14 protein-coding genes are annotated in these 17,571 nt (G+C 59.7%); 4 read left to right on the top strand and 10 right to left on the bottom strand.

Features of this window, described 5'->3' with window-relative positions; genetic code table 11:
* Positions 1 to 213: 213 nt before the first annotated feature.
* From ihfB to mtnA, 10 genes are all read right to left on the bottom strand, one after another.
* The gene (gene ihfB / locus NTD84_RS20660) at positions 214 to 510 is read right to left on the bottom strand and encodes an integration host factor subunit beta (RefSeq protein ID WP_262169328.1); all 297 of its coding nucleotides are present in this window, start codon (positions 508 to 510) and stop codon (positions 214 to 216) included.
* A gap of 151 nt (positions 511 to 661) precedes the next feature.
* A complete protein-coding gene (locus NTD84_RS20655; RefSeq protein ID WP_262169325.1) occupies positions 662 to 940 on the bottom strand; it encodes a hypothetical protein in 279 nt (92 codons plus the stop codon).
* A gap of 215 nt (positions 941 to 1,155) precedes the next feature.
* Complete coding sequence (rpsA, locus tag NTD84_RS20650) at positions 1,156 to 2,847, bottom strand: 30S ribosomal protein S1 (RefSeq protein WP_262169547.1); 1,692 nt, start codon at positions 2,845 to 2,847, stop codon at positions 1,156 to 1,158.
* 119 nt (positions 2,848 to 2,966) lie between these two features.
* Entirely contained in the window at positions 2,967 to 3,656 is a 690-nt protein-coding gene (gene cmk, locus NTD84_RS20645) for a (d)CMP kinase (protein WP_262169323.1), read from the bottom strand.
* Complete coding sequence (locus tag NTD84_RS20640) at positions 3,653 to 5,860, bottom strand: bifunctional prephenate dehydrogenase/3-phosphoshikimate 1-carboxyvinyltransferase (RefSeq protein ID WP_262169544.1); 2,208 nt, start codon at positions 5,858 to 5,860, stop codon at positions 3,653 to 3,655. The genes cmk and NTD84_RS20640 overlap by 4 nt, the downstream gene beginning before the upstream one ends.
* A 28-nt stretch (positions 5,861 to 5,888) precedes the next feature.
* Positions 5,889 to 7,001, bottom strand: coding sequence for a histidinol-phosphate transaminase (gene hisC, locus NTD84_RS20635; RefSeq protein WP_262169320.1), 1,113 nt, complete (start codon positions 6,999 to 7,001; stop codon positions 5,889 to 5,891).
* Positions 7,002 to 7,011: 10 nt separating this feature from the next.
* The gene (pheA, locus tag NTD84_RS20630; protein WP_029298704.1) at positions 7,012 to 8,106 is read right to left on the bottom strand and encodes a prephenate dehydratase; all 1,095 of its coding nucleotides are present in this window, start codon (positions 8,104 to 8,106) and stop codon (positions 7,012 to 7,014) included.
* The gene (serC, locus tag NTD84_RS20625) at positions 8,106 to 9,191 is read right to left on the bottom strand and encodes a 3-phosphoserine/phosphohydroxythreonine transaminase (protein ID WP_262169297.1); all 1,086 of its coding nucleotides are present in this window, start codon (positions 9,189 to 9,191) and stop codon (positions 8,106 to 8,108) included. Before serC ends, pheA begins: the two co-directional genes overlap by 1 nt.
* A 232-nt stretch (positions 9,192 to 9,423) precedes the next feature.
* The gene (gene gyrA / locus NTD84_RS20620; RefSeq protein WP_262169292.1) at positions 9,424 to 12,078 is read right to left on the bottom strand and encodes a DNA gyrase subunit A; all 2,655 of its coding nucleotides are present in this window, start codon (positions 12,076 to 12,078) and stop codon (positions 9,424 to 9,426) included.
* A 425-nt stretch (positions 12,079 to 12,503) separates the two neighbouring features.
* Positions 12,504 to 13,580, bottom strand: a complete 1,077-nt coding sequence (gene mtnA, locus NTD84_RS20615; RefSeq protein ID WP_262169288.1) for an S-methyl-5-thioribose-1-phosphate isomerase — start codon at positions 13,578 to 13,580, stop codon at positions 12,504 to 12,506.
* A gap of 108 nt (positions 13,581 to 13,688) precedes the next feature.
* On the opposite strand from mtnA, the gene NTD84_RS20610 reads away from it, so the two are divergent.
* From NTD84_RS20610 to NTD84_RS20595, 4 genes are all read left to right on the top strand, one after another.
* On the top strand, positions 13,689 to 15,023 hold the full coding sequence (locus NTD84_RS20610) for a TRZ/ATZ family hydrolase (RefSeq protein WP_262169284.1): 1,335 nt from the start codon (positions 13,689 to 13,691) through the stop codon (positions 15,021 to 15,023).
* 56 nt (positions 15,024 to 15,079) lie between these two features.
* Positions 15,080 to 15,778 carry a bifunctional 2-polyprenyl-6-hydroxyphenol methylase/3-demethylubiquinol 3-O-methyltransferase UbiG gene (gene ubiG, locus NTD84_RS20605; protein WP_038982154.1) on the top strand — a complete coding sequence of 233 codons (699 nt, stop codon included), beginning with the start codon at positions 15,080 to 15,082 and terminating at the stop codon, positions 15,776 to 15,778.
* Between the two features lie 4 nt (positions 15,779 to 15,782).
* On the top strand, positions 15,783 to 16,454 hold the full coding sequence (mupP, locus tag NTD84_RS20600) for an N-acetylmuramic acid 6-phosphate phosphatase MupP (protein WP_262169278.1): 672 nt from the start codon (positions 15,783 to 15,785) through the stop codon (positions 16,452 to 16,454).
* Between the two features lie 162 nt (positions 16,455 to 16,616).
* A complete protein-coding gene (locus NTD84_RS20595) occupies positions 16,617 to 17,357 on the top strand; it encodes a YciK family oxidoreductase (protein WP_262169275.1) in 741 nt (246 codons plus the stop codon).
* The last annotated feature ends 214 nt before the right edge of the window (positions 17,358 to 17,571 follow it).

Genomic DNA, 17,571 nt, shown 5'->3' with positions numbered 1-17,571 from the left:
TAAAACGAATAATGGTCCAACAATCATTCCAAGCAACAAGGCTGCGATTAGCCAAGCGGATATGGGAAGCGCGAAACTAGCTACTCCGAAAAGGCTAACGATGGCAACTTGCTGATTCTCGAGCATAAACGCAACTACAAGAAGTAAAACCAATAATATTAGAAGCAACAGCATCACATATTTCAGCCTTTTCACCAGCACACCTCCATCTCATCAATCTTCGCTGTCTTCTTCCTCATTCACCCGATCCCGCAACTCCTTCCCCGGCTTAAAATGAGGAACAAACTTCCCATCAAGACTTACCGACTGACCAGTTTTCGGGTTACGCCCTACCCGCGGCGCACGATAGTGTAGAGAGAAGCTGCCAAACCCACGGATCTCGATTCGATCTCCAGTGGCCAAGCATTGGGACATTTGTTCGAGCATCGTCTTGATAGCCAGCTCCACATCCTTGGATGAGAGCAGCCCTTGATGGGTGACAATTCGTTCGATCAACTCCGACTTCGTCATATTTTTCCCTTCTTTTTCAAGCAGCTAGGAAAATCGCTTCAAAGGTTTTAGCATGCCCGGAGTATTTTGAACAGCCCGAGGTCTGACATATCTTTGCCCGTAAGACACTGACCCCAGCATGGTCGCATTACTGCGTTCACACCTCGCGCAGTTAGCTGCACATAACCAGCATCGTGCGCGTCAGATAACCCGCCGGATTGAAGCCAAATGGATATTCATCTTCATCTTTAGCATCGTCTGACCGTGTGATCACCCTAAAGCCAGAGCCTTTACACTCCTTGGCTGCGCGCTTGTAACATTTCTCCCAGCCTGCTCCCAATCCTGAACAATCCACCTCGATCCCGCTGACGCCACGCACGGCATGAGTCTTGGCGCTGGTGGTGCAACCCGTCAAGGTCAGTAATGCTGCTACGACGATGAATCTGTTCATTCATTTCCTTATGCCGGGGCGCCCTGCCCGGCTTTCTTTCGCTTGGCTAAAGACTAGCTGCAAGTAAGCGATTGATCCCATTAAAGAAAGAGACAGTTTTTCGAGGTGGTTGGTTTCACATTCTTGCTTAACCCAGGGTTGAGCGCCCTGAGCACCAAATCGCAGGCACAAAAAAGGGCGACCGAAGTCGCCCTTTTTCTATGGTCTGACAGAACTTAGTTCTGTTTTTCCATTTGTGCACGCAACAGGTCGCCCAGAGTGGTAGGACCAGCAGGAGCATCCGAAGCTGGCTTGTCGCGCAGGCTCTGGATGGCTTCTTTCTCTTCTTCAACATCTTTCGACTTGATGGAGAGCTGGATTACACGGCTCTTGCGGTCAACGCTGATGATCTTAGCTTCTACTTCTTCGCCTTCTTTCAGGACGTTGCGCGCGTCTTCAACGCGGTCACGGCTGATTTCGGAGGCTTTCAGAGTTGCTTCGATATCGTCGGCCAGAACGATGATGGCGCCTTTGGCGTCAACTTCTTTCACAGTGCCTTTAACGATGGCGCCTTTGTCGTTAACCGAGACGTACTCGGAGAACGGGTCGCTTTCCAGTTGCTTGATACCCAGGGAGATGCGCTCGCGCTCTGGGTCAACCGACAGGATAACGGTGTCCAGCTCGTCGCCCTTCTTGAAGCGACGAACGGCTTCTTCGCCCACTTCGTTCCAGGAGATGTCGGACAGGTGAACCAGGCCGTCGATGCCGCCGTCCAGACCAATGAAGATACCGAAATCGGTGATCGACTTGATGGTGCCGGAGATTTTATCGCCCTTGTTGAACTGGCCAGAGAAATCTTCCCATGGGTTAGATTTGCACTGCTTGATGCCCAGGGAGATACGACGACGCTCTTCGTCGATGTCCAGAACCATAACTTCCACTTCGTCGCCGACTTGTACGACTTTCGAAGGGTGGATGTTCTTGTTGGTCCAGTCCATTTCGGAAACGTGTACCAGGCCTTCAACGCCTTCTTCCAGCTCAGCGAAGCAGCCGTAGTCGGTCAGGTTGGTTACACGAGCGGTAACGCGAGTGCCTTCTGGGTAACGGGCTTTGATAGCAACCCATGGATCTTCGCCCAGTTGCTTCAGGCCCAGGGAAACACGATTGCGTTCGCGATCGTACTTCAGAACCTTGACATCGATCTCGTCGCCAACGTTGACGATTTCGGAAGGATGCTTGATACGTTTCCAAGCCATGTCGGTAATGTGCAGCAGGCCATCGACGCCACCCAGATCGACGAATGCGCCGTAATCGGTGAGGTTCTTGACGATACCTTTGACTTGTTGGCCTTCCTGCAAGGATTCCAGCAGAGCTTCACGCTCAGCGGAGTTCTCGGCTTCGAGGACGCTACGACGGGAAACGACAACGTTGTTGCGTTTCTGGTCGAGTTTGATGACCTTGAATTCCAGCTCTTTGCCTTCCAGGTGCGTGGTATCGCGCACAGGACGGACGTCAACCAGGGAACCTGGCAGGAACGCACGGATGCCGTTAACGTCGACAGTGAAGCCGCCTTTAACCTTACCGTTGATAACGCCCTTGACCACTTCCTCGGCTGCGAAGGCAGCTTCCAGAACAATCCAGCATTCAGCGCGCTTGGCTTTTTCACGGGACAGCTTGGTTTCACCAAAGCCGTCTTCAACCGAATCCAGAGCAACGTGAACTTCGTCACCGACGTTGATGTTCAGTTCGCCAGCATCGTTGTAGAACTGCTCAAGCGGGATGAGTGCTTCAGACTTCAGACCAGCGTGAACGGTTACCCAGCGAGCCTGGTAATCGATATCGACGATAACACCGGTGATGATGGAGCCAGCCTGAAGGTTCAGGGTTTTTAGGCTTTCTTCAAAGAGTTCCGCAAAGCTTTCGCTCATTTTAATTCCTGATGATAAGGGCGAAGAATACGCCCATCTCCACATCCCAGACGACGTGGGTTACGTTCATTTAAAGAAACAACGCAGGACTATGACTGGTCCCCTGGGTCACTTCTTGGTCATCCGGCGATATCGCGGAGTGCGATCTCGCTCATGATGCGTTCCAGCACCTGATCGATGGATAATTCCGTGGAATCCAGCTGAATGGCGTCAGCCGCCGGCTTGAGCGGGGCTACCGCTCGCTGGGTGTCACGCTCGTCGCGGACACGTATCTCATCTAGCAGACTCGACAGACTAACACCATCGACTTTGCCCTTCAACTGCAAGTATCGACGGCGCGCACGCTCCTCGGCACTGGCAGTGAGGAATATCTTCAGCGGTGCATCCGGGAAAACCACGGTGCCCATGTCGCGACCATCGGCCACCAGGCCCGGTGCCTCCTGAAAGGCGCGCTGGCGCTGCAGCAGAGCGTCGCGCACGGCAGGCAACGCCGCCACTTGCGAAGCCCATGCACCCACTTGTTCATTGCGCAGATCATCAGTGACATCGTCACCTTCAAGGATGATGCGCTGCGGATGACCTTCGGTCGCCCCGACGAACTGCACGTCCAGATGAGCCGCCAGCAGCTTCAGCGACTCCTCATTGGTCAAGTCCACCCCGTGATTGCGCGCAGCAAATGCGAGCAGACGGTAAAGCGCACCGGAATCCAGCAGGCACCAGCCCAGGCGCTTGGCCAGAATACCGGCGATGGTGCCCTTGCCCGAACCGCTCGGGCCGTCGATGGTGATGACCGGTGGCTTGATATTCACGACTGAGCCTCTTGTGCAACACGGATACCGACCTGAGCGCACAGCGCCAGGAAGTTCGGGAACGAGGTCGCGACGTTGGCGCAATCATGGATGCGGATCGGTGCAGTGGCGCGCAGCGACGCAACGCTGAATGCCATGGCAATCCGGTGATCGCCGTGGCCGTGCACTTCGCCGCCGCCGATCAGGCCGCCGTCGATAATGATGCCGTCCGGGGTCGGTTCGCATTTGACGCCCAGCGCCAGCAAGCCGTCGGCCATGACTTGAATCCGGTCCGACTCCTTGACTCGCAGCTCTTCAGCGCCGCGCAGGATGGTGCGCCCTTCGGCACATGCCGCCGCCACGAACAGCACCGGGAATTCGTCGATGGCCAGCGGCACCAGCGCTTCGGGAATCTCGATACCCTTGAGTTTAGCTGCCCGTACGCGCAGGTCGGCAACCGGTTCGCCACCCACTTCACGCTGGTTTTCCAGGGTGATGTCAGCGCCCATCAAACGCAGGATGTCGATCACGCCGGTACGGGTCGGGTTGATGCCGACGTGTTCCAGCACCAGCTCGGACCCTTCGGCGATCGACGCGGCCACCAGGAAGAACGCGGACGACGAAATATCGCCCGGCACTTCAATGTGGGTCGCGGTCAGCTTGTGGCCGGACTCGACCGACGCCGTGGCGCCATTGACGCTGACCGGGTAGCCGAAGCCGCGCAGCATGCGCTCGGTGTGGTCGCGAGTCGGTGCCGGTTCGGTGACGGTGGTCTTGCCTTCGGCATACAGACCGGCCAGCAGCAGGCACGATTTAACCTGGGCGCTGGCCATCGGCATGGTGTACGTCAGGCCTTTGAGCGTGTTGCCGCCACGAATGGTCATCGGCGGACGACCTTCTGCAGCGGTCTCGATCACGGCGCCCATTTCCCGCAGCGGGTTGGCCACGCGGTTCATCGGGCGTTTGGACAGCGAGGCATCACCGGTCAGGGTGCTGTCGAAGTCCTGCGCGGCCAACAGGCCGGACAGCAGGCGCATCGACGTGCCGGAGTTGCCCAGATAGATCGGGCCCGGCGCAGGCTTCAGGCCATGCAGGCCGACGCCATGGATGGTCACACGCCCGTGGTGCGGACCTTCGATCACGACACCCATGTCACGGAAGGCCTGCAAGGTCGCCAGGGCGTCTTCGCCTTCGAGGAAGCCTTCGACCTCGGTGACGCCTTCAGCCAGGGAGCCAAGCATGATCGAACGGTGGGAAATCGATTTGTCGCCCGGTACACGAATCCGCCCAGTCAGGCGGCCACCCGGTTGTCCCAGGAAAATCAGGTCGTTGGAGTTCATAGCGTCCACATAAGCCCGGCGGGCCAGGATTTTACTGAAATGTTCGCGGGCAACCCGGGCGCGAGTGAATACGCCCAACAATTGGTGCCCATCCCCTGCATCGACCGCGTCGCGCAAGGCGTCGAGGTCGCTGCGAAATGTGTCGAGTGTGCGCAGGACAGCTTCGCGGTTGGCGAGGAAGATGTCGTGCCACATGACCGGGTCGCTTCCCGCAATTCTTGTGAAATCGCGAAAACCGCCGGCAGCGTAACGGAAGATCTCAAGGTTTTCATTGCGCTTGGCCAGTGAATCGACCAAACCGAACGCCAGCAAGTGCGGCAAATGGCTGGTCGCCGCCAGCACTTCGTCGTGACGCTCGACCTGCATGTGCTCGACATCGGCGCCCAGTTCGCGCCACAGACGGTCGACCACGGCCAGCGCGGCCGGATCGGTCTGATCCAGCGGCGTCAGAATCACTTTATGGCGACGGAACAGCTCGGCATTCGAGGCTTCCACCCCGCTCTGCTCGGAACCGGCAATCGGATGGCCCGGGACGAAACGCGGCGGCATGCCGCCAAACGCGTCGGTCGCCGCACGCACCACATTGCCCTTGGCGCTGCCGACGTCGGTCAAAATCGCCGAGCCCAAATTCATCGCAGCCAACCGCGCCAGCATCTTTTCCATGGCCAGGATCGGCACGGCCAGCTGAATCACGTCGGCGCCCTCGCAAGCAGCCACCAGGTCTTCTTCGCAACGATCGACCACGCCCAGCTCCACCGCAAGCTTGCGCGATTGCGGGTCGAGATCGACACCGACTACTTCGCGGCACAGGCCACGCTCACGCAAACCCTTGGCGAACGAACCGCCGATCAACCCCAGACCGACCACCACCAGGCGACCGATCATAGGTTCAGCAGATTGCAACGGAGTGACATCAACCACGAGCCAGAACCTTGGTCAGCGCCTCGAGGAAGCGGCTGTTTTCCGTCGGCAGACCGATGGTGATGCGCAAGTGGTCCGGCATGCCGTAGTTGGCCACCGGACGCACGATCACGCCTTCGCGCAGCAATCCCTGGAAGACCGGCGCCGCGACACGGCCCAGATCGACGCAGATGAAGTTGCCCTTGGACGGAATCCAGCTCAGTCCCAGCTCGCGGAAACCCGCTTCGAGCTGCTGCATGCCGGCTTCGTTGAGGCGACGGCTTTCAGCCAGGTACTCGGCGTCCTGCAAGGCAGCGCACGCAGCCGCCAGGGCCAGGCTGTTGACGTTGAACGGCTGACGCACGCGGTTCAGCACATCGGCCACCACCGCAGTGGACAGGCCGTAACCGACTCGCAACGCCGCCAGGCCATAGGCCTTGGAGAATGTGCGCGACACCAGCAGGTTGGGATACGCCGCCAGGTAATCGAGACCGTCCGGCAAATCGCTGCCTTCGGCGTATTCGATGTAGGCCTCGTCCAGCACCACCAGCACGTGCTCCGGCACGTCCTGCAGGAATTCGTCCAGCGCTTCGGCACCGAACCAGGTCCCGGTCGGGTTGTTCGGATTGGCGATGAAGACCACGCGGGTGTCGGCGTCGATCGCCGCCAGCATGGCTGACAGGTCATGCCCCCAGTCTTTGGCCGGAATCACCTTGGCGGTAGCACCAACGGCCTGGGTGACGATCGGGTAGACCGCAAACGCGTGCTCGCTGAACACCGCGTTCAGGCCCGGCGCCAGATAGGCGCGCGCGACCAGCTCCAGGATGTCGTTGGAGCCGTTGCCCAGGGTCACCTGATTCAGCTCGACGCGGCATTGGTCGGCCAGCAAGGTCTTGAGCGCAAAACCGTTGCCGTCCGGATATCGGGTCAGCTCGGCCAATTCTTCACGAATCGCGGCCAACGCCTTTGGACTGGCGCCCAAAGGGTTTTCGTTGCTCGCCAGTTTGACGATGCTCGCCGGATCGATGTCCAGCTCCCGCGCCAGTTCGTCCACAGGCTTGCCTGGAACGTAAGGCGAAAGTTGTTGCACGCCCGGCTGTGCCAGAGCGAGGAAGTTGCCACTCATTTGCTACCCCTTAGAGGACTGCTTTCGGGTAGGAACCCAACACTTTAAGTGCCACTGCTTCCTGACTGATTTTTTCCAGCACACCTTTGACCAGCGGGTCGCGGTGGTGGCCGACGAAGTCGATAAAGAACACGTAAGTCCATTTACCACTGCGCGAAGGACGCGTCTCGATGCGCGTCAGGTCGATGCCATTGTCATGGAACGGCACCAGCAACTCATGCAGCGCACCCGGTTTGTTGCTCATGGACACGATGATCGAGGTCTTGTCGTCGCCAGTCGGCGGGACTTCCTGGCTGCCGATCATCAGGAATCGCGTGGAGTTGTCCGGGCGATCCTCGATTTTCTCGGCCAGACGGGTCAGCCCGTACAAGCCTGCGGCCATGTCGCCGGCAATCGCTGCCGAATTCCACTCGCCCTTGACCCGCTTGGCCGCTTCGGCGTTGCTCGACACCGCCACGCGCTCGACATTCGGGTAGTGTGCGTCCAGCCACTTGCGGCACTGGGCCAGCGACTGCGCATGGGAGTAGATGCGGCTGATGCTGTCAGTCTTGGTATTTTCACCGACCAACAGGTGGTGGTGAATCCGCAACTCGACTTCGCCACAGATGACCATGTCGTGTTCAAGAAAGCTGTCGAGGGTGTGATTGACCGCGCCCTCGGTGGAGTTTTCCACCGGGACCACGCCAAAATTCACCGCACCGGCCGCCACTTCGCGGAACACTTCGTCGATCGCCGCCATCGGCTTGCTGATCACGGCGTGGCCAAAGTGCTTCATCGCCGCCGCTTGGGTAAAAGTACCTTCAGGACCGAGGTAAGCCACTTTCAGCGGTTGCTCGAGGGCCAGGCACGAGGACATGATTTCGCGGAACAGCCGCGCCATTTCTTCGTTGCCCAGCGGTCCCTGGTTGCGCTCCATCACGCGCTTGAGCACCTGAGCTTCGCGCTCAGGACGATAGAACACCGGCACTTCGCCTTCGGCCAGCGAGGCCATCTTTACTCGCGCAACTTCCTGGGCGCAGCGTGCGCGCTCGCTGATCAGCTCCAGGACCTTGGTGTCGAGGGCGTCAATGCGAACCCGCAGTGCCTTGAGTTCTTGCTCAGACATTAGCCGTGTTCCTTCTCGAACTCTGCCATGTACGAAACCAGTGCGTTGACCGCAACGATGTCGACGGCGTTATAGATGGAGGCGCGCATGCCACCCACGGACCGGTGCCCCTTGAGGTTCAGCAGGCCGCGTTCGTCGGCACCGGCCAGGAACGGCTTGTCCAGACGATCATCCGCCAGGCGGAATGGGACGTTCATCCACGAGCGGTCGGACTTGTTGATCGGGTTGCTGTACAAGCCGCTGGCATCAATGAAGTCGTACAGCGTGCGCTGTTTCACTTCGTTGAGCTTGCCGATGGCTTCGACGCCGCCCTGCTCTTTCAGCCATTCGAACACCAGGCCGGACAAGTACCAGGCCAGGGTGGGCGGGGTGTTGTACATCGAGCCGTTATCGGCCGCGACCTTGTAGTTGAGCATGGTCGGGCACAGTGAGCGGGCCTTGCCGAGCAAGTCTTCACGCACGATGTTGACGACGATGCCGCTCGGGCCGATGTTTTTCTGGGCGCCGGCGTAGATCATGCCAAAGCGCGAAATATCGACGGGACGCGAGAGGATGTCCGAGGACATGTCGGCGACCAGCGGAACGTCACCGGTCTCCGGAATCCACTGGAATTCCAGGCCGCCGATGGTTTCGTTCGGTGCATAGTGAACGTAGGCCGCGTCTTTCGACAGCTTCCATTCGTTCTGACCGGGAATCGCGAAATAGTCGTAAGGCTTGGCGGTGGCGGCAACATTGACGTGGCCGTAGCGCGACGCTTCTTCGATGGCTTTCTGCGACCAGATACCGGTGTCGATATAGTCCGCGGTGCCGCTTTCCGGCAACAGGTTCAGAGGGATCTGAGCAAATTGCTGGCTGGCGCCACCTTGCAGGAACAGCACCTTGTAGTTCGAGGGGATATTCAGCAGATCACGCAGATCCTGCTCGGCCTTGGTCGCAATGGACACGAACTCATCGCTGCGATGGCTCATTTCCATGACCGAGAGGCCCTTGCCGTGCCAATCCAGGAGTTCACCCTGGGCACGTTGCAGGACAGCTTCGGGAAGTGCCGCAGGACCGGCACAGAAGTTATAGGCTCTCTTGCTCACATCCAATCTCGCTCTGATTTGGTGGTATCACGCAATAAATAATCAGTCGACTCAGACCTCATGTGGGAGCGGGCTTGCTCGCGAAAGCGGGGTGACAGGCGACATCTATAGTGAATGTCAGTCAGCCTTCGCGAGCAAGCCCGCTCCCACAAGGGATCGTCGTGGGTTTCGAAATTTTCTTAAGGGGCAAACAACAAGGGGGCGAATTTTCATCCGCCCCCTGTTTGCCCGCTTATTCCTGCGGCTCTTCGTCAGCGGCGGCGTCGAGTTGCTGGTCTTCAACCACGTCGTCGATCACGACTTCGCCGTCGAATACCGCACTCTCTTCACCTTCAAGCTCTTCGCCTTCGACTTCCGACGGTTCCTGAACCCGTTCCAGGCCTACCAGCGTTTCATCGCTAGCCAGCTTGATCAAGGTTACGCCCTGGGTGTTACGGCCCAGGCTGGAAACTTCGTCGACACGGGTACGGACCAACGTCCCCTGGTCGGAAATCAGCATGATTTCCTCGCCGTCGAGCACCTGCACCGCGCCGACCAGACGGCCGTTACGGTCGTTGCTGACCATGGCGATCACGCCCTGACCGCCACGTTTGTACTCTGGGAACTCGGTGATCGCCGTACGCTTGCCGAAACCGCGGGCCGAAGCAGTGAGGATTTCGCTGCCTTCTTCCGGGATCAGCATGGAAATCAGCTTCTGGCCTTCCGGCAGGCGCATGCCGCGGACACCGCGAGCGGTACGGCCCATGGCGCGGACGTCGGTTTCCTTGAAGCGCGTGACCTTGCCGCCGTCGGAGAACAGCATGACTTCGCGATCGCCATCGGTGATGGCCGCGCTGATCAATACGTCGCCTTCGTCGAGCTCCAGCGCGATCAGGCCGACGCTGCGTTGACGGCTGAAGGATTCCAGCGGGGTCTTCTTCACGGTGCCTTTGGCAGTCGCCATGAAGATGAAGTGACCTTCGGTGTACTCCTCGACCGGCAGCATGGTGGTGATGTATTCATCACTGTCCAGCGGCAACAGGTTGACCAGCGGACGACCACGGGCCGCGCGGGACGCTTCCGGAATTTCGTAGGTTTTCAGCCAGTACACCTTGCCCTTGCTGGAGAACAGCAGCAGCGTGGTGTGGCTGTTGGCGACCAGCAGGTGAGCGATGTAGTCCTCATCCTTGACGCCGGTAGCCGATTTGCCTTTGCCGCCACGACGCTGAGCCTGGTACGCAGCCAGAGGCTGGGTCTTGGCATAGCCACTGTGGGAGATGGTCACGACGCGCTCTTCTTCCGGGATCATGTCACCCAGGGTCAGGTCGAGACGGGCATCGAGAATTTCGGTGCGGCGCACGTCGCCGTATTCGGCGCGGATCACTTCCAGCTCTTCGCGGATCACTTCCATCAGGCGCGTGGCGCTGTTGAGGATGCGGATCAGCTCGCCGATCTGGTTGAGGATCTCTTGATACTCGGCCAGCAGCTTTTCATGTTCCAGACCGGTCAGGCGGTGCAGGCGCAGTTCCAGAATGGCTTGCGCCTGCTCCGGCGACAGGAAGTACTTGCCTTCGCGCAGGCCGTATTGCGGGTCGAGGTTTTCTGGACGGCACGAGTCGGCACCGGCACGTTCGACCATCGCGACCACCGCCGAGGACTCCCAAGGCGTGCTGATCAGCGCTTCCTTGGCTTCTGACGGGGTTGGCGAGGCCTTGATCAGGGCGATGACCGGGTCGATGTTCGACAGGGCGACCGCTTGACCTTCAAGGATGTGACCACGCTCGCGGGCTTTACGCAGTTCGAACACGGTACGACGGGTCACTACTTCGCGACGGTGACGAACGAAGGCTTCCAGCAGGTCCTTGAGGTTGAGGATCCGCGGACGACCGTCGATCAGCGCAACGATGTTGATGCCGAACACCGCTTGCAGCTGGGTCTGGGCGTAGAGGTTGTTGAGGATCACCTCAGGCACTTCGCCACGGCGCAGCTCGATCACGACGCGCATACCGTCCTTGTCGGACTCGTCACGCAGCTCGGTGATGCCTTCCAGCTTCTTCTCTTTGACCAGCTCGGCGATCTTCTCGATCAGGCGGGCCTTGTTCAGCTGGTAAGGAAGTTCGGTGATGACGATCTGCTGGCGACCACCGACCTTGTCGATGTCTTCGATCATTGAGCGGGCGCGCATGTAAATGCGCCCGCGACCGGTGCGATAGGCTTCGATGATGCCGGCACGACCGTTGATGATCGCGGCGGTCGGGAAGTCCGGACCGGGGATGTATTGCATCAGCTCATCGATGGTCAACTCGGGGTTGTCGATGAGCGCCAGGCAACCGTCGATGACTTCACCGAGGTTGTGCGGCGGAATGTTGGTCGCCATGCCCACGGCGATACCGCTGGAGCCGTTGACCAGCAGGTTAGGGATACGGGTCGGCATGACCGCGGGGATCATTTCGGTGCCGTCGTAGTTCGGCACCCAGTCCACGGTTTCCTTGTGCAGGTCGGCCAGCAGCTCGTGCGCCAGCTTGGTCATGCGCACTTCGGTGTATCGCATGGCCGCGGCGTTGTCGCCGTCCACCGAACCGAAGTTGCCCTGACCGTCTACCAGCAGGTAGCGCAGCGAGAATGGCTGAGCCATCCGAACGATGGTGTCGTACACCGCGGTATCACCGTGCGGGTGATACTTACCGATCACGTCACCGACAACACGGGCAGATTTCTTGTACGGCTTGTTGAAGTCGTTGCCCAGCTCGCTCATCGCGAACAGCACACGCCGGTGCACGGGCTTCAAGCCATCGCGCGCATCCGGCAGTGCCCGCCCGACAATTACGCTCATCGCGTAGTCGAGGTAGGACTGCTTCAGCTCGTCTTCGATATTGACCGGGAGGATTTCTTTGGCCAGTTCGCCCATGAGAAGCCTGATTCCTTTTTCTGGTGAAACCTCGTCACATCCATATGGGACGAACGAAGCTCGCCGATGCAGGCTAAGTGCCGATGCACCGACTTACGACAAATCAACGAGTTATGCCATGGATCTGCGCAGTAAAGGCAGCCACATCGGGCTACCTTGGAAACCGCCGGATGTTATCACAAGAGCCGCCACGCACCTATCCCCCAGATGCGCATGGAGCATAGTTAGTTGACCGGTGACAGGCTTGAGGGGGACCTGAGGGGCTTAGAGGCTGATTGGATGGAGAAAGCAGGTCTGATTCAGGGTATTTCATTGACTTTCAGGGCCTCATCGCCAGCAGGCTGGCTCCCACTGGTTCCTTTTGCGCCCAGAACCTGTGGGAGCTGGCCTGCCAGCGATAGCCATTTCTCAGACACCAAAGCTCATCAATGCAGACGCTTGCGACACATCAACAACGCCATCTTCGCCGTATCAGGGCGCTCGACGATGCCTTTTTCAGTGACGATCGCGTCAATCAGATCCGCCGGGGTCACATCGAACACTGGATTGAACGCGTCCACGTCCGCTCCGACCCGCTTGCCGCCGACCTCCAGCAATTCGCGCCCGTCGCGCTCTTCAATCGGAATGTCATCGCCACTGGCCAGGTTCATGTCGATGGTCGAACTTGGCGCCACCACCATGAAACGCACGCCATGGTGCATGGCGTTGACCGCCAGTTGATAGGTGCCGATCTTGTTGGCCACATCGCCATTGGCGGTGATCCTATCGGCGCCGACGATGACCCAGGTGATGCCTTTGGTTTTCATGATGTGTGCGGCGGCGGAGTCAGCATTCACGGTCACGGGAATGCCTTCGTTGGCCAGTTCCCACGCGGTCAGTCGCGAACCCTGCAGCCAGGGACGGGTTTCATCGGCGTAGACCCGCTCGACCATGCCTTCCAGAAAAGCGCCGCGAATCACCCCGAGGGCCGTGCCGAAGCCGCCAGTGGCCAGCGCGCCGGTATTGCAGTGGGTCAGGATCGCCTGGGCATTGCCCTGGTGCTTGCGAATCAGGTCCACACCGAGTTGCGCCATGGTCAGGTTGGCTTCGCGATCGCTTTCGTGAATGGCGAGGGCTTCGGCCTCAAGCGCCGCCAGCGGATCGGCGTTCTCCTTCAGGCGGTCAAGCCGATCGTGCATACGGCCCAGCGCCCAGAACAGATTGACCGCGGTGGGACGGGAATCGGCCAGCAGTGCAAAATCTTCTTCCAGCGCTGCGTACCAGTCGTCACCTTCTGCAATCCGGGCGCGAGCGGCCAGCACAATGCCATAAGCCGCACTGATGCCGATCGCCGGCGCGCCGCGCACCACCATCGAACGAATCGCCTCGGCCACGCCCGCGGCGCTGGTGTAGGCAATCCAGGTTTCCTCGAACGGCAAAACACGCTGATCCAGCAGGTACAGGGCGCCATCACGCCAATCGATGGCCTTCACCTTCTCCGCAGCCAACAGTCGATCGCGCATCCCACACCCCGCACTCATGAACAAAAGCCGCCGATTATAGCGATCCCCCCGCCAAGACGCTCGGGTATACTTCGCCATCCTTTATAAAAGCACTGGAACCGACCCTCGATGCCGAACACTGCCGCTGCGCTCGACCTGTTATTGCTGCCGACCTGGCTGGTACCCGTCGAACCTGCCGGCGTTGTCCTCAAAGAGCATGGTGTGGGCATCCGCGACGGGCGCATCGTGTTTATCGGCCCGCGCACCGCGGCATTGAAGCTTAACGCAACTGAAGTCCGCGAATTGCCGGACATGCTGCTCAGCCCCGGCCTGATCAACGCCCACGGGCATGCGGCAATGACCCTGTTCCGCGGCCTGGCCGACGATCTGCCGCTGATGACCTGGCTGGAAAACCACATCTGGCCCGCCGAAGCCAAGTGGGTCGATGAAGACTTTGTACGCGACGGCACCGACCTGGCCATCGCTGAACAGATAAAAGGTGGCATCACCTGTTTCTCTGACATGTATTTCTTCCCGAAGGTTGCCAGCGAACGCGTGCATAACAGCGGCATTCGCGCGCAGATCGCGATTCCGATCCTCGACTTCCCGATTCCAGGCGCCAGCACGGCGGACGAGGCCATTCGTCAGGGCGTCGAACTGTTCAACGACCTCAAGCACCACGAGCGCCTCAAAATCACCTTCGGCCCCCACGCGCCCTATACCGTGGGCGACGAAAACCTGGAGAAGATCCGGGTGATCGCCGAAGAGCTGGACGCATCGATTCACATGCACGTCCACGAAACCGCCTTCGAAGTGCAACAGGCGGTCGAGCAGCGCGGTGAACGTCCGTTGGCCCGGCTCGCGCGCTTGGGCTTGCTGGGACCGCGCTTCCAGGCGGTTCACATGACGCAGATCAGCGAGGAAGACCTGGTGATGCTGGTAGAAAGCAACACCAGTGTGATTCATTGCCCGGAATCGAACCTGAAACTGGCCAGCGGTTTTTGCCCGGTGGAGCGTTTGTGGCAGGCGGGCGTCAACGTCGCCGTCGGCACCGATGGCGCGGCCAGCAACAATGACCTCGACCTGCTCGGCGAGACCCGCACCGCTGCCCTGCTCGCCAAGGCGGTCGCCGGTTCGGCCACCGCGCTGGACGCCCATCGCGCGCTGCGCATGGCCACGCTCAACGGCGCACGGGCGCTGGGTATCGAGGCCGAGGTCGGCTCGCTGGAAATCGGCAAGGCCGCGGACATGGTCGCGTTCGACCTGTCCGGCCTGGCGCAGCAACCGGTCTACGATCCGGTCTCGCAGCTTATCTATGCCACCGGCCGGGACTGCGTAAAACACCTGTGGGTCGCCGGCAAGCAACTGCTCGAGGACCATCGCCTGACCCGTCTCGACGAAGAACAGCTGTGCACCACGGCCAAGGCCTGGGGCCAGCGCATCAGCGGCCACACCGAATCGTAAGCACCCCGGACACCGCGTCGGGGCACCCGGATTTTTCAAGTTTTAGAGGATGAACCATGAGTAACGTCGACTACGCCGAAATCGCCAAATTCGAAGCCCTGGCCCATCGCTGGTGGGACCGCGAAAGCGAGTTCAAACCACTGCACGACATCAACCCGCTGCGGGTCAACTGGATTGACGAACGGGTCAACCTGGCGGGCAAAAAAGTCCTGGACGTCGGTTGCGGCGGCGGCATCCTCAGCGAAGCCATGGCGCAACGCGGCGCGACCGTGATGGGCATCGACATGGGCGAGGCGCCGCTGGCCGTTGCGCAATTGCATCAGCTGGAATCAGGCGTGAGCGTCGAATACCGGCAAATCACCGCCGAGGCGCTGGCGGAAGAAATGCCGGAGCAGTTCGACGTCGTAACGTGCCTGGAAATGCTCGAACACGTGCCGGACCCGTCGTCGGTCATCCGCGCCTGCTTCAAGATGGTCAAACCGGGCGGCCAGGTGTTTTTCTCCACGATCAACCGCAACCCGAAGGCGTACCTGTTCGCCATCGTCGGCGCCGAATACATCATGAAGCTGCTGCCGCGCGGCACTCATGACTTCAAGAAATTCATCCGTCCTTCCGAGCTGGGCGCCTGGAGCCGCATGGCCGGCCTGACCGTCAAGGACATCATCGGGCTGACCTACAACCCGCTGACCAAGCACTACAAACTGGCTTCCGACGTGGACGTCAACTACATGATCCAGACCCTGCGCGAGGAGTAAGCCGATGCGTATCAGAGCAGTCCTTTTCGACATGGACGGCACGCTGCTCGACACCGCGCCGGACTTCATTGCGATCTGTCAGGCGATGCGTGCCGACCGCGGCCTGCCGCCGGTGAACGACAAACACATTCGCGACGAGGTCTCCGGCGGTGCGAGGGCGATGGTCGCCGTGACCTTCTCCATGGACCCGGAATCACCCGGTTTCGAGGAATTGCGCCTGGAGTTCCTGGAGCGCTACCTCGCCGGTTGCGCCGTTCACAGCAAGCTGTTCGACGGCATGGCCGAGGTGCTGGCCGACATCGAGAAAGCCAACCTGATCTGGGGCGTAGTCACCAACAAGCCGCTGCGATTTGCCGAGCCGATCATGCAACAACTGGGGCTGGCCGAGCGCTCGGCGCTGTTGATCTGCCCGGATCACGTGAAGAACAGCAAGCCGGACCCCGAGCCGCTGATCCTGGCGTGCAAGATGCTCGACCTGGATCCGGCCAGTGTGTTGTTTGTCGGGGATGACCTGCGCGATATCGAGTCGGGCCGCGATGCCGGCACCAAGACGGCCGCCGTGACCTATGGCTACATTCATCCGGACGACAACCCGCGGCATTGGGGCGCGGATGTGGTGGTGGATCATCCGCTGGAGTTGCGCAAGGTGTTGGACAGCGCGCTTTGCAGCTGCTGAGCCTCGTTCGTTGAGGCGACCTCTGTAGGAGCGAGCTTGCTCGCGAAGAACCCGAGAACGCCGCGGGTTGTCAGGCTTTACGCGTCACCGTTGACGACCATCGCGAGCAAGCTCGCTCCTACAGAAGTCAGCGTCCGTATTCTGATTTGTTGAGGTTTTTTTATGTTTGATTATTCAGCCCGCCCCGAATTGCTCAAGGACCGGGTCATTCTGGTCACCGGTGCCGGTCGCGGCATCGGCGCTGCGGCGGCGAAAACCTATGCCGCGCACGGTGCTACTGTTTTGTTGCTGGGGAAAACCGAAGCCAACCTGACCCAGGTCTACGACGAAATCGAGGCTGCCGGTCATCCACAACCTGCGGTGATTCCGTTCAATCTGGAAACCGCCCTGCCCCATCAATACGATGAGCTGGCGGCGATGATCGAAACCGAATTCGGCCACCTTGACGGTCTGTTGCACAACGCGTCGATCATTGGTCCGCGCACGCCGATCGAGCAGCTGTCCGGCGAAAATTTCATGCGCGTCATGCACGTCAACGTCAACGCGATGTTCATGCTGACCAGCACGCTGTTGCCGCTGCTAAAACTGTCGAAGGACGCATCGGTGGTGTTCACTTCCAGCAGCGTCGGGCGCAAGGGTCGGGCGTATTGGGGCGCTTACGGCGTGTCCAAATTCGCCACCGAAGGGCTGATGCAGACTCTGGCTGACGAGGTCGACACCGTGGCCCCGGTAAGGTCCAACAGCATCAACCCCGGCGCCACCCGCACCAGCATGCGAGCCCAGGCTTACCCCGGTGAAAACCCGCTGAACAATCCAACACCGGAGGAGATCATGCCGGTCTACCTCTACCTGATGGGCCCGGACAGCACCGGCGTCAACGGTCAGGCGTTCAACGCCCAGTAACCGTGCGTCGCATTTGTGCCGTGGCGAATTTCCGTCGCGGCACTCGACAAGCGTCGTAACTGCGCTAGATTTTAGTCAAACAAACGTCGCGATTTGAAACCAGAACCGACGGAATCTAATCAATTCATTGATTTTCAACGCTTTTAATCCAACTGAACCGAATGGCACGAGTTTCGCTCTAAATTTGCTCAGACACGCCGTGTGAAAGCGGGTG

The organism is Pseudomonas sp. 14P_8.1_Bac3 (assembly GCF_025466085.1).
Lineage (GTDB): Bacteria > Pseudomonadota > Gammaproteobacteria > Pseudomonadales > Pseudomonadaceae > Aquipseudomonas.
Note: the sequence above shows the minus strand (reverse complement) of the source record. Positions and strands in the feature narration are given on the sequence as shown.